We start from the raw sequence: 12,305 nt of genomic DNA on the forward strand, positions 1-12,305 counted from the left end.
TAAATCAATAAAATACTGGCAAAGACCGCCCTCTTTCTGGCAGTCTTATAAAATTATCTTCATCTATATCATGGGAAAAACCGCCGCTGCTATGAACCCTGTAAAAAACATGACCAAATACAGCCTACGTTCTTGGGTTCTTATGCTGGCGCTGGCGCCAACAATCTTGGTCGGTATCCTTTTAGGGAGCTACTTTACCATAAACCGCTTTTATGAGCTCGAAGATACGCTCATCGAACAGGGCAGCAATATTATTGAACCGCTGTCCATTGCCAGTGAAGTCGGTTTAGCGGCAAAGGATCGCGAGGCAACCAAGCGCTTACTCGCCGCGGCGCAACTTAATAAGTCGACGTTAGTAAAATCCATCGCCATTTTTGATATCAATAACCAACTCTTTGTGACCTCACACTACCACAAAGATTTTGAAACCATGCGCTATAAAGAAGCCCTCAATACCCTGCATAAAACAGAAGTAGAACAGGTGGGCGACAGCCTTATTTTACGCACACCCATTTTTGCTATTACGCCTTCACTCATGGTTCCCGCAAGTTTCGATGTCACCACAGATAATGGGCCGTTATTAGGCTACATTTCAATTATTATCAATAAAGAGCGCGCCTTACTCGAACAACATAGAGCCGCCGTTGCGGCCTTTATTATCGTGTTGATTGGCGTGCAATTGAACTTACTCTTTACTTTCCGCCTAGTAAAAAATGTGACTCGCCCCATTACTGAAATGGTGCGCGTTGTCGCGAAAATCCGTGAGGGTAAATTAGATGCGCGCTTAAACGGTAATTTGATTGGTGAACTCGATTTACTCAAGCGCGGTATCAATGCCATGGCGGGTTCGCTGTCGGAATACCATGATGAAATGCAACAAAATATCGACCAAGCCACCTCAGACTTACGCGAAACCTTAGAGCAGATTGAAATCCAAAACGTCGAGTTAGATTTAGCCAAAAAACGCGCCTTAGAAGGCAGCAGGATTAAATCTGAGTTTTTAGCCAATATGTCACACGAGTTACGTACTCCGCTTAATGGCGTTATCGGCTTTGCCCGGCAACTGATTAAAACGCCTCTGCATTCAAGCCAATTGGATTACATTAAAACCATCGAGCGCAGTGCCACTAATCTTTTAGGTATCATCAATGATATCCTCGATTTCTCTAAGCTTGAAGCCGGTAAAATGGTGTTAGAAAACATGCCCTTTGGTCTTAGAGAAACTATAAGTGATGCAATAACATTGATTTCAACAAGCGCTCAGGCTAAGGGCCTAGAACTAGTCGTCGATATTGCTGCCGATGTTCCTGATAGCGTCCATGGCGATGCTATGCGTGTATGCCAAATTATTAATAACTTAGTCGGTAACGCCATTAAATTTACTGACTCTGGCAGTGTGATGGTTAAAATCGAACTGCAAAGCCAGTCGGATGAGCAAGTGGTACTGCGCTGTGATGTGGTGGACACGGGTATTGGTATTGATGAGAGCCAACAAGACTTTTTATTCCAAGCTTTTGGTCAAGCCGACTCCTCCATTTCGCGCCGCTTTGGCGGTACAGGGCTTGGTCTTATCATCACTAAACGCTTAGTTAATCAAATGGGCGGCCATATTGGTTTTACCTCATCGCCAGAGAAAGGTTCTAACTTCTGGTTTAGTTTGCCACTCGGCTTAGGCCAGTTTCAAATGGTGGATTCACTGCCGCTTGAAAAACTCAAAAATAAAACCGTGTTGCTTTACGAACCCCGCGTACTGACTCACTCAGTATTAAGTCGCCAACTCCAACAATGGGATACCAGTGTCACCCATCACCAACATATTCCAAGCCTATTAGCTACGCTCAACACTGTTGAAGGCAAATATGATTATGTGCTGCTAAGTTGTCATGGGTTCAGTAATCCAGCGCAATTAGTGGACACTTTAACGTTTGCAAAAACTAAAACAGACTGTCTTGTGGTGTTATTCGATTGCCAAGAACAAGACATCTTGACCCAGTTTATTCGTCCCAATGCCGATGTGGTGCTATCGCTACCAATAAGTGAGCACCAACTTGCCCACAACTTAATTTACCCGCCGATGGAGTACAACATTATCACTCCCGTTACAATAACTGCGCCGGCAGCACGCCAGTCCTTAAGCGTATTAGCGGTGGATGATAACTTTGCCAACTTAAAACTAATTGATACCTTATTAAGCGAACTGGTGACAACTGTGGTCGCAGTCAACAATGGTAATGAAGCGGTTAAGCAAGCCAAAACCCGTACTTTCGATCTGATTTTTATGGATATTCAGATGCCGGGCACCGATGGTATCAGTGCGACAAAACTCATTCGTCAAGGCTCGATGAACCGCAACACACCGATTATCGCCGTGACAGCACATGCAATTGCCGAAGAACGAGAACTGATATTAGGCAGTGGTATGGATGGATACTTACCCAAACCGATTGATGAAGCTGCGCTTAAAGACGTTATCCATCGCTGGATCACCAGGCCTAAGTTTACCCATTTTGATCTGCATACTTTGAACTGGGATTTATGCTTAACTCAAGCCAATCATAAGGCTGGCCTCGCCTTAGATATGCTAAGAATGTTACTCGACTCTCTGCCAGAAACCGTAGAAACAATCCAAACGGCATTAAATCAAAACGATCATGCCGTTATGCTTAGCACGATTCATAAGTTACATGGAGCGAGCTGCTATTGCGGCGTGCCTACCACACAAAGATTATGCCAAGAAATTGAATCAGCACTAAAACGGGGAAGTGCAGTCGAAGATCTCGAACCCGAAATACTAGAGTTACTTGATGAGTTAACTAAGGTAGAATCGGCGGCAAATCAAGTGATATCACAGCTATCAGCGGAAATAACAGATGACCAAAAAAACGGGCTTTTTTAAACGTCTAAAGGCGTTAACACTGCCACAAAAACAACTCTTTGCTACTGCACTTTGCCAACGTATGCTGCCTAACTATCAGCTATTTTCCGAAGTCTGTGAGTTTGGTGACCCTAGTGTATTAAGCACGGCATTAGAGTTACTGTGGCAGTCCCAGTATGACTCTAAGCTCAAATTTAATATTGATGTGCATTTACAGCGCCTAGAGGATAACACCCCAGATCCTGCTAATTTTGAAGCCTATGGTGCTCACCCCGCGATGGATGCTGTGGTTGCGATTTCAACATTATTGAGTGCGATTCAAGATAAACTTGAAGAAGATATCATTAATATCAGTAAACTTTCTTCAAGCACTGTGGCTCACTATATTGAAGCTATCAGTGATGTCGATTTAGTCGACGAGGCATTAGATGATTTTGTTTTTGCCCACGAAGTCATGGAAGAAGAGAAAGAGCTACAAAATTCGCTACTCGAAATTATCGAAGAAAATCCTAAAATTACCACAGAACTGGTAAAGGGTTTACGCAAAGATATTATTGAGGCTGGTGTATCGAATATCGGTATTAGCATCGCTTAATTAAATCTGTGCTTGGGGCAACTCAAGCACTGATTAAAAAACAATCTATGCCCTCACTGCACATCCTATTGTAAAGAAACCTCATAACGAATAAGTACCATCGCTCACAATGACCCTCGGCTAATTTGGAGTTATTTCAATGAGAAAACTGATTTATCAAGGATTTATCTTCACTAATAGCGAAGGACATACCGACAGTTGGAAACTAACGATTAAAGATCAACACCGTATTGGTTCTTTATTCGAATTACGCCGTTTAGTCGCGTACTACTTGGAATTAGGCATATTACCTGCGACACGTTCGAGTCTTCAAGATGCGAAACAAACACAAAACACTATGACTAAAAATACCGTAACGCCCCGAAAAGGATAGTAATATTAGTTACATTCTTAATACATAGAAAATAACTCTGGTGCCTTTGACTGCATAAACTCGATAAAGACTCTTACCTTGAGTGGCTGTTGACTGCGCTGATGATACAAAATCGAAATTCGTCTCTGCTCTCCCACCCATTCGGGTAATAACACTTTTAGCAGCCCATCTTTAATCTGCTGTTTAACAAAGAGTTCTGGGCCATACAAAATACCGCCATGATCCAATGTAGCCTGAATCGCCCCGTGTAAATCTGTTAAGGTTAACTTAGTCGAACCATTAAAATAAAAAGAGTCACCGTTTGCATGCTTTAGATGCCAATTAAATAAGGGCCAAACTTTAATCAGTTGATGGGCCTCAAGATCATTAGGATGCTCAAGTTTAGGTGACTGAGCTAAATATTCAGGCGTGGCGAACAAGCAATAATCGAGCTCACCTAAGGTACTGGAAACCCAAGAGGAATCGGGCTGCGCCCCACCAACAATCGCCACATCAATACCTTTATCAATTAAATCCACTAACTCATTGCTCTGGGAAATATGCAAATTGATATCGGGGTACAAACGGCCAAATTCATTTAAGGCTTTAATAAAGACGATAGAAATAATCGAGATTGGCGCTGCGATACGCAAGGTTCCCTCAAGTTTATCGCTGCCTAGGCCACTTAATTCGTCAAATTGAGTCACCACACTCTGATAGCGCTTAAATAACGCAAGTCCCTCCTCAGTCAGACGCAGTTTACGGGTGCTGCGCATAAAGAGCTGCTTATCGAGTTTCTCCTCCAATTTAGCTAATTTACGACTAACAGTGGCGATGGGCATGTCTAAATCCTTCGCTGCCAACGAAAAACTGCCTGCATTGACTAAGTGGACAAAAAGGTAAATAAGCTGGAGTTCAGCCCCTAAATCATCACGCATTTTATGTCCTCATTTTTATAACGGCCGCTTAGGACACTCAGGGAAACAATAGAAGCTGATCAAGTTCATTAAGTGATTAAATGGCTAAGTAATTGTGTTTTAAACGGCAAATTATTACTTCTACGACCTTAGCGCAATAGCTTTGCGCTAAAATGGTATGTTATTTTGTGGCAAGTTTTGCTGCTCTAGCGCTCACTTTGGATTAACGTAACGGACAAAAAATCAAATACGGCAACGTAGCAATAAAGAATTAATGCGCCAGTAAAAATAACCGCAGTGAGTTTATCACCATTTAATTGTAAGGATGAGTGAGGGAATGACGATTTTAACCCCTCTGTTTGCCGTATTCGGGATCATGTTACTCGGCACGCTGGTACAAAAACTAAAACTCTTGCCCGTGGATACGGATCAAGTGTTAAACCAGTACGTTTATTATATTGCCTTCCCTGCAATCATGCTCATCGCCCTTGCGCAGCAACCGATTAACGAGATCCTACAATGGGGTTTTATTGCCGGCTACAGCACAGCTATGATCATCACTTATCTTATTTGTCTTGGGCTTTCACTGCTGTTGGATCCTCAGCAACATGCCATTGCCGCCATTCGAGCACTCAATGCCACCTTCGGTAATACGGCTTTTATTGGTATCCCGCTGCTTATCATTCTGTTCCCGCAACAACAAAGTGCTTTAGTCGCGGCGGCAATTGCCAGCTTATTATCTGTACTGATGTTTGCTGTGGCTTTAGTGTCAATGGAACTGGCGACAAATACGCAAAGACAACACCACGCTTTGATAATCATAGCAATGGCGATAGGTAAAAATCCTATTGTAATTGGTAGCTTAATTGGCGTGAGTATTTCAGCGCTAGAAATAAAATTGCCCTCAGGACTCGCACTGATGATCCAGCAGATAGGCAATACCTCAAGCCCTTGTGCACTATTTGCTATCGGCATGGTACTCGCCAAAGCAATGCGCTATCAAAAAGATAGTAAGGTATTTAGCCTTAAAAACGTTATAGAACTTAGCCTTATCAACCTGTTCAAACTGGCGATTCAGCCTTTACTTATCTATTTTATGCTTAAAAGTTTTGGGGTGACTGGTGACTATTTAATTATGGGTGTGATTTTAAGTGCATTGCCTACTGCGGCTAGCGCCTACTTACTCGCTCAGCGCTACAATACTCAAGCATCTAGCAGTGCTCAAGGTATTTTATTTGGCACATTAGTGACTTTTTTTAGTTTACCCATCTTAGAAAGTCTAGTTAGAACCCATTCTTAATCAATAGATTAAAAATATTCACTGCCGATAATGCCGATTATTTACTCAAGCCACTTTACTGTATATAAAATCAGTATATACTGTTTATCAATACAGTGGTTTGGTGTGTTTTCGACAGGAATTCGCTATGCTTTGCCAACTCAGCATTAATAACTTTGCTATCGTCCGATTTTTAGAATTAGATTTTCGTCCCGGTATGACCAGCATTACAGGTGAGACAGGGGCAGGAAAATCGATCGCTATCGACGCTTTAGGCCTATGTCTAGGCAATAGAGCCGATGCCAGTAGCATTCGCCCTGGAGCCAATAAAACAGAGGTCAGTGCGCGCTTTTCTTTGGATGATATTCCATTGGCCAAACGTTGGTTAGAGGATAACGATCTTGAGCTCGACAATGAGTGTATCCTACGTCGAACGATTGGTAGTGATGGTCGCTCACGGGCCTATATCAATGGTAATCCAGTACCATTGACACAACTCAAATTGCTGGGTCAGTTACTCATAGGTATTCACGGCCAGCATGCTCACCATGCAATGCTAAAGAGTGAGCATCAACTCACTCTCCTCGACAGCTATGCAAACCATAGATTACTGATTGATACCGTTAGTGCGAGTTTTCAGCGCTGTAAGCAAATTGAAGCCGACCTAAAACAACTAGAAGCCTCTCAGCATGAACGTATTGCGCGTAAACAGTTAGTCCAATATCAAGTAGAAGAACTTGATGAGTTTGATCTTAAAGTCGATGAGTTCGATGAAATTGAACAAGAGCACAAACGACTGGCCAATGGCACAGAGCTCATTGATACCTGTCAGGCAAGCTTAGACATACTCACTGAAGGTGAAGAGAGCAATATAGAATCACTGCTCAATCGAGTTGTTTCCCTCGCCGAAGATTTGCAAAGCTATGATCCGGCATTAAGTAATATCAGCACTATGCTGAATGATGCACTGATCCAAGTACAAGAAAGTGCCGGTGAATTACAGCACTATTTGAGTAAGCTTGAACTCGATCCAACCCATTTTGCCTATTTAGAAGAACGGCTATCAAAAGCCATGCAACTGGCGCGTAAGCACCATGTCAGCCCAAATAAACTGGCCGAACATCATTTGTCATTAAAGGCAGAGCTGAGCACCTTAGACAGCGATGAAAGTAAACTCGAAGAAATTCAGTTACAAGTCGATGCCAGCAGAGCCGCTTATCTTAGTAATGCACAAAAGCTCAGCCAAAGCCGCGCAAGATATGCCAAAGAGCTTGATAAACTCGTTACTCAGTCAATCCACGAATTGAATATGCCCAAGGGAAAATTTACTATCGAAGTCAATTTCCACCCAGAGCAGATGTCCATCAATGGCAGTGACAATATCGAATTTATGGTGACCACTAACCCAGGCCAGCCTTTACAACCCATTTCTAAGGTGGCTTCAGGCGGTGAACTTTCACGAATAGGTTTAGGTATTCAAGTCATTACGGCTAAAAAAGTCGCCACCCCAACGTTGATTTTTGATGAGGTAGATGTGGGTATCTCTGGCCCAACCGCCGCAGTGGTTGGCCGTATGTTACGTAGCTTAGGCGAGTCGACCCAAGTATTGTGTGTAACTCACTTACCCCAAGTTGCGGGCAATGGGCACCAACATATGTTTGTCGATAAGTTTAATAAAGCGGGCAGCACTGAAACAACCATGAAGTCACTCGATCGTGAGCAGCGCATACAAGAACTCGCCAGACTATTAGGCGGCGATACTATCACCAGTAATACGCTAGCAAACGCTAGAGAACTGCTGCAATAGTTGGAAAGAAGAGAGTCTGGGATAACACGACGAAAGAACTAAATTAACATATAACTAAAGTCAAAACAAAGGGCTAGCTGTTAGCTAAAACACCACACTAGCCCTTGCAAACAAATAAAGGCAAACACGCCGGCTAAAACATCATCGATCATTATGCCAAAACCGCCTTCAACTTTGGCGTCGAGCCAACGAATCGGCCAAGGCTTAATGATATCGAAAAAGCGAAATAGACCAAACCCGACTAATAGCCAAATCCAGCCTGCTGGCGCTGCTATCATAGTGATTAGTAGCCCAGCCACTTCATCCCACACAATGGCACCGTGATCGTGTACGCCCATATCATTTGCGGCTTTACCACAAATATAAAATCCTGCTAAGACACTGATTAAGGTTAGACCGAGATACCAAGTCAGCGGTAATGGCGCCATAAGCAAATACAGGGGAATTGCAGCCAAGGTACCGAAAGTGCCGGGCGCTTTAGCGGCGAGTCCACTACCAAAACCGAGTGCTAAAAAATGCACAGGGTTCTTTAATGACAGACGAGTTAACGCCTTATCCTTTGACAACCATTTCATGAACATGATCTTCGCTTAAAAGTGCTCGAAACCGTAATATGGTGGGGTAAAGGGCTCACCATTGAGTTGTAATTTGAGTTTACTGCCGGCACAAATTTGCCCTACACGGACAAATTTAGTCCCCGTATGGTTCAACGTTGTTTCAAGAGCGCCTTTTTGGGACTCAGGCACCGTAAACAGCAATTCATAATCTTCGCCGCCCGTCAGTGCATAGCCCAGGGCTTGCTCCTCACTCACAGTCTCTCTCATCGCCTGTGATAACGGAATGCAATTAACATCAACAATCGCTCCTACCGCTGCAGCTTTAAGAATATGGCTAATATCTGAAATCAAACCGTCAGAAAGATCAATCGCACTAGAGGCTAACGATCGTAACGCTTGGCCCGCTAACACTCTTGGTGTCGGACAATAATGACGATTGACAAGAAATGCTTTGTTTTCTGCGCTGGCTTGTTGAGCGCCTCGGATAATATCTAGACCTAGAGCTGAATCGCCAAGCGTGCCAGTGACATAAATCCAGTCACCCGCTTTAGCACCATGTCGCGTGAGGGCCTTACCCTGCGGAACCTGGCCGTGCACGGTAATATTAATCGCGCGTGGACCGCGAGTAGTATCGCCACCAATCAAAGCAATGCCATAGTAATCGGCGGCTTCAAATAAACCCTCGCTAAAACCACTGAGCCAAGTTTCATCGACTTCAGGCAGCGTTAAAGCAAGCGTCATCCATGCGGGCTCTGCGCCCATGGCTGCCAAATCAGATAAATTTACCGCTAAGGCTTTGTAACCTAAGGCAGCTGGAGGCATATCGGGGAAGAAATGGACATTTTCGACTAAGGTGTCACAGGAGATAGCAATCGACTTATTTTCTGCCGGTTGCACTAAAGCGCAATCGTCGCCGATGCCTAGCTTGACATCACGGCGAGTGGGGCCGCGATTGCTAAAATAATATTCAATTAATTGGAATTCTTTCACTGTACAGTTTGGCACGACTCACATCGGCCACCTTTGTTAGCAATGAAAAACGGTATCCTAAGATACCGTTTGTCTTTGTTACTTACGTGCAACCAGTTTGTCGAGCAGTCCGTTCACAAACTTATGGCTCTCGTCCGCACCGAAAGATTTCGCCAATTCGATCGCTTCGTTAATCGCAACCTTATACGGCACATCTTTGCGGAAAGTCAGCTCATAGGTCGCTAAGCGAACAATGGCTTTCTCAACTGGAGACACTTCATCAATCGGGCGTTCCAGATGCGGGATGATCAGATCATCCAATTGAGTTTTCTTCGTTGCAACGCCTGAAAATAGCTCACGGAAATAAGCTACATCAACACCGTCGAGACTTTGTTCAGTTAAAAACTCATGCTCGACATCGGCAATATTATTCCCGCTTAGTTGCCATGAATAGATGGCTTGAACGGCTAAACGGCGGGCCTTGCGGCGCTCAGAAGGCTTCATTATTTTTCCTACTATAACAACTGTTGTTCAAGTTCTTGCAGAACATTGACCATTTCTAACAGGCTTAAAGCAGCTTCGCCGCCTTTATTACCCGCTTTAGTACCTGAACGTTCAATAGCTTGTTCTATGGTATCTGTGGTCAAAACACCGAAGGCAACAGGTAGATCAAATTCTAAAGCAACTTGAGCTAGCCCTTTATTACATTCGCCTGCAACAAAATCAAAATGAGGAGTACCACCACGGATCACCGCACCTAATGCGATAATACCGTCGAATTTACCACTGGCAGCTACGCGACGCGCAGCTAGCGGCAACTCAACAGCACCTGGTACACGGACAACAGTAATATTGTCGTCGCTGACTTGGCCAAAACGCTTCAGCGTGTCAAGTGCACCTTCAAGCAAGCTCTCAACTAAAAAGCTGTTGAAACGCGAAATTACAATCGCAACTTTGGCATTTTTCGCTTCGATATTACCTTGAACTACGTTCATTATCTTACCTAATTTAGCTAAAGCACCCAGCTCGGGGCGAAAAGTGGCGACATGATATCACAGCCCATTGCCCAGAGCCCTATGCAAATTATCAGAAATTGTTAATTTTACTTCAGTGTAACTTTGGGTTTTAGTCCGCCACATACTCAGTCACTTCAAGGCCAAAGCCTGAAAGTGAATGGTAACGTTTAGGCGAGCTGAGCAGGCGCATCTTAGTCACGCCAAGGCTGGCGAGGATTTGCGAACCCACACCAACACGGCGCGAAGTCCCCTGCCATTTGGCAGAAGCGGGTGCTTGACCTTGATCTTCAGCTTCAAAAGCTTTTACCCTAGCAAGTATTTCACTGGCTGGTTCTTGGCTACCCAATAAAACGAGGACTCCACCTTCGGTTGCAATACGCTGCATCGCTTTTTCAAGTGGCCAGCTACGTTGCTGATCACGCTCAGAATGCAGTAAGTCATTAAAGGTATTTTGCAAATGTACTCGCACTAAGCAATCGCTCTTCACTTCTCCTTTAATTAAAGCAAAATGCAGTTGATTGTCGATGGTGTCTCTAAAGGTCACCATATCGAACTCACCGAAACGGGTGGGTAACTTGCATTTAGCCTCACGCACAACCGTGGTTTCTGTGGTATTGCGATATTCAATTAATGCCGCGATAGTACCAATTTTAATACCGTGCAACTCAGAGAAAACCTCTAAATCTGGGCGACGTGCCATGGTGCCGTCTTCGTTCAAAATCTCAACGATAACGCCCGATGGCTCAAGTCCCGCAAGACGGGCTAAATCACAACCGGCTTCAGTGTGGCCTGCACGGGTTAATACGCCGCCATCTTGTGCCATTAACGGAAAGATATGCCCAGGTTGCACTAAATCAGACGCTTTAGCCTCTTTAGCCACAGCCGCTTTGACTGTTACAGCGCGATCGTGGGCCGAAATACCCGTAGTGACACCTGTCGCCGCTTCAATAGACACAGTAAAGTTAGTCGAGAACTGGGCGTTATTGTTTGTCACCATTAAAGGCAGATTCAATTGCTGACAACGGGCTTTAGTCATCGTTTGACAAATCAATCCACGGCCATATTTCGCCATAAAATTAATCGCTTCTGGCGTTACCATTTCGGCCGCCATGATCAAATCACCTTCGTTTTCTCTATCTTCGTCATCCATCAAAATAACCATTTTACCTTGACGAATATCTTCGATGATCTCTTCTATACTGTGCAGCGCCATTGTAGGACCTTATGATTTTGCTGTTGTTATGAAATTTTACACCTTAGCAGTACGATTGCCAGTGCACTAACGCACAAAGCCGGCACGGGCTAACATGTCCATCGTTACGCCACCGCTCTTGTTGTCTTTACCATCGTAATTCATCAAGCGCTCAAGATAACGGGCAATTAAATCTACTTCGATATTCACCTTATCACCCGCTTGCAGGCTAATTAAGGTGGTTTCTCCTGCGGTATGCGGCACTATGGTTAAGCGAAAACGACTGCCGTCAACTTCATTCACCGTTAGGCTCACGCCATCAATGGTGATAGAACCTTTGTGGGCAATATAGCGCCCAAGCTCTGCCGGTGCCGCTAACCAAAACTCAATGGCTTGACCGCGAACAAGCCGCTGCTCAACCGTAGCAATACCGTCCACATGGCCACTGACCATGTGTCCCCCTAAACGCGTAGTTGGGGTGACGGCTTTTTCTAAATTGACCTTAGTGCCTACTTTATAGTTCGCAAAACCCGTTAGGCTTACAGTTTCGGCTGAGACATCAGCCACATAACCGTCAGCTAATTGCTGCACCACTGTTAGGCACACGCCATTAGTAGCAATACTGTCGCCTAAGCGTACATCGTTTAAATCCAATTTGCCGCTCGCCACGGTAAGACGAATATCATCGCCTTTACGCTCCAGTTTGCGCAGGGTGCCAACGGCTTCAATAATCCCAGTAAACATGG

Annotated in this window: 12 protein-coding genes; 5 read left to right on the forward strand and 7 right to left on the reverse strand. The window is 44.4% G+C overall.

Annotated features, from left to right (window positions below; translation table 11 throughout):
- The first annotated feature begins 91 nt into the window (after nucleotides 1-91).
- The 3 genes from barA to L2717_RS08520 all read left to right on the forward strand — a co-directional run bounded on the left by barA (nucleotide 92) and on the right by L2717_RS08520 (nucleotide 3,843).
- Nucleotides 92-2,896, forward strand: a complete 2,805-nt coding sequence (barA, locus tag L2717_RS08510) for a two-component sensor histidine kinase BarA (protein ID WP_220773489.1) — start codon at nucleotides 92-94, stop codon at nucleotides 2,894-2,896.
- Nucleotides 2,871-3,470 (forward strand): YjaG family protein, encoded by a 600-nt coding sequence (locus L2717_RS08515; protein WP_220773488.1) that lies wholly within the window; start codon nucleotides 2,871-2,873, stop codon nucleotides 3,468-3,470. Before barA ends, L2717_RS08515 begins: the two co-directional genes overlap by 26 nt.
- 139 nt (nucleotides 3,471-3,609) lie before the next feature.
- Nucleotides 3,610-3,843 (forward strand): DUF3319 domain-containing protein, encoded by a 234-nt coding sequence (locus L2717_RS08520; RefSeq protein WP_220773487.1) that lies wholly within the window; start codon nucleotides 3,610-3,612, stop codon nucleotides 3,841-3,843.
- Nucleotides 3,844-3,860: 17 nt separating this feature from the next.
- Here L2717_RS08520 and L2717_RS08525 read toward each other — a convergent pair whose 3' ends face one another.
- On the reverse strand, nucleotides 3,861-4,760 hold the full coding sequence (locus tag L2717_RS08525) for a LysR family transcriptional regulator (protein WP_220773486.1): 900 nt from the start codon (nucleotides 4,758-4,760) through the stop codon (nucleotides 3,861-3,863).
- A gap of 316 nt (nucleotides 4,761-5,076) precedes the next feature.
- Between L2717_RS08525 and L2717_RS08530 the strand changes: the two genes are divergently transcribed.
- Both L2717_RS08530 and recN read left to right on the forward strand, forming a co-directional pair.
- Entirely contained in the window at nucleotides 5,077-6,039 is a 963-nt protein-coding gene (locus tag L2717_RS08530; RefSeq protein ID WP_220773485.1) for an AEC family transporter, read from the forward strand.
- Between the two features lie 127 nt (nucleotides 6,040-6,166).
- Complete coding sequence (recN, locus tag L2717_RS08535) at nucleotides 6,167-7,825, forward strand: DNA repair protein RecN (protein WP_220775046.1); 1,659 nt, start codon at nucleotides 6,167-6,169, stop codon at nucleotides 7,823-7,825.
- 80 nt (nucleotides 7,826-7,905) lie between these two features.
- Here recN and L2717_RS08540 read toward each other — a convergent pair whose 3' ends face one another.
- The 6 genes from L2717_RS08540 to L2717_RS08565 all read right to left on the reverse strand — a co-directional run bounded on the left by L2717_RS08540 (nucleotide 7,906) and on the right by L2717_RS08565 (nucleotide 12,303).
- On the reverse strand, nucleotides 7,906-8,400 hold the full coding sequence (locus L2717_RS08540) for a phosphatidylglycerophosphatase A family protein (protein ID WP_220775044.1): 495 nt from the start codon (nucleotides 8,398-8,400) through the stop codon (nucleotides 7,906-7,908).
- 15 nt (nucleotides 8,401-8,415) lie between these two features.
- Nucleotides 8,416-9,372: a thiamine-phosphate kinase gene (thiL, locus tag L2717_RS08545; protein WP_248938031.1), complete on the reverse strand. Its 957-nt coding sequence runs from the start codon at nucleotides 9,370-9,372 to the stop codon at nucleotides 8,416-8,418.
- A gap of 78 nt (nucleotides 9,373-9,450) precedes the next feature.
- Nucleotides 9,451-9,855: a transcription antitermination factor NusB gene (gene nusB / locus L2717_RS08550; RefSeq protein WP_076496480.1), complete on the reverse strand. Its 405-nt coding sequence runs from the start codon at nucleotides 9,853-9,855 to the stop codon at nucleotides 9,451-9,453.
- 11 nt (nucleotides 9,856-9,866) lie between these two features.
- Nucleotides 9,867-10,346, reverse strand: coding sequence for a 6,7-dimethyl-8-ribityllumazine synthase (gene ribH / locus L2717_RS08555; protein ID WP_006082639.1), 480 nt, complete (start codon nucleotides 10,344-10,346; stop codon nucleotides 9,867-9,869).
- A gap of 130 nt (nucleotides 10,347-10,476) precedes the next feature.
- Nucleotides 10,477-11,580: a bifunctional 3,4-dihydroxy-2-butanone-4-phosphate synthase/GTP cyclohydrolase II gene (ribBA, locus tag L2717_RS08560; protein WP_220773332.1), complete on the reverse strand. Its 1,104-nt coding sequence runs from the start codon at nucleotides 11,578-11,580 to the stop codon at nucleotides 10,477-10,479.
- Nucleotides 11,581-11,646: 66 nt separating this feature from the next.
- The gene (locus L2717_RS08565) at nucleotides 11,647-12,303 is read right to left on the reverse strand and encodes a riboflavin synthase (RefSeq protein ID WP_220773333.1); all 657 of its coding nucleotides are present in this window, start codon (nucleotides 12,301-12,303) and stop codon (nucleotides 11,647-11,649) included.
- Between the last annotated feature and the right edge of the window lie 2 nt (nucleotides 12,304-12,305).

The organism is Shewanella glacialipiscicola (assembly GCF_023283485.1).
Classification (GTDB): domain Bacteria; phylum Pseudomonadota; class Gammaproteobacteria; order Enterobacterales; family Shewanellaceae; genus Shewanella; species Shewanella glacialipiscicola.

Excerpts from the sequence above, each read along its gene's own strand:
- L2717_RS08530 (WP_220773485.1), top strand. The coding sequence starts at position 5,077 with ATGACGATTTTAACCCCTCTGTTTGCCGTATTCGGGATCATGTTACTC.
- ribH (WP_006082639.1), bottom strand. The coding sequence starts at position 10,346 with ATGAACGTAGTTCAAGGTAATATCGAAGCGAAAAATGCCAAAGTTGCG.
- ribBA (WP_220773332.1), bottom strand. The coding sequence starts at position 11,580 with ATGGCGCTGCACAGTATAGAAGAGATCATCGAAGATATTCGTCAAGGT.
- L2717_RS08525 (WP_220773486.1), bottom strand. The coding sequence starts at position 4,760 with ATGCGTGATGATTTAGGGGCTGAACTCCAGCTTATTTACCTTTTTGTC.
- L2717_RS08565 (WP_220773333.1), bottom strand. The coding sequence starts at position 12,303 with ATGTTTACTGGGATTATTGAAGCCGTTGGCACCCTGCGCAAACTGGAG.
- barA (WP_220773489.1), top strand. The coding sequence starts at position 92 with ATGAACCCTGTAAAAAACATGACCAAATACAGCCTACGTTCTTGGGTT.
- L2717_RS08520 (WP_220773487.1), top strand. The coding sequence starts at position 3,610 with ATGAGAAAACTGATTTATCAAGGATTTATCTTCACTAATAGCGAAGGA.
- L2717_RS08540 (WP_220775044.1), bottom strand. The coding sequence starts at position 8,400 with ATGAAATGGTTGTCAAAGGATAAGGCGTTAACTCGTCTGTCATTAAAG.
- recN (WP_220775046.1), top strand. The coding sequence starts at position 6,167 with ATGCTTTGCCAACTCAGCATTAATAACTTTGCTATCGTCCGATTTTTA.
- nusB (WP_076496480.1), bottom strand. The coding sequence starts at position 9,855 with ATGAAGCCTTCTGAGCGCCGCAAGGCCCGCCGTTTAGCCGTTCAAGCC.
- L2717_RS08515 (WP_220773488.1), top strand. The coding sequence starts at position 2,871 with ATGACCAAAAAAACGGGCTTTTTTAAACGTCTAAAGGCGTTAACACTG.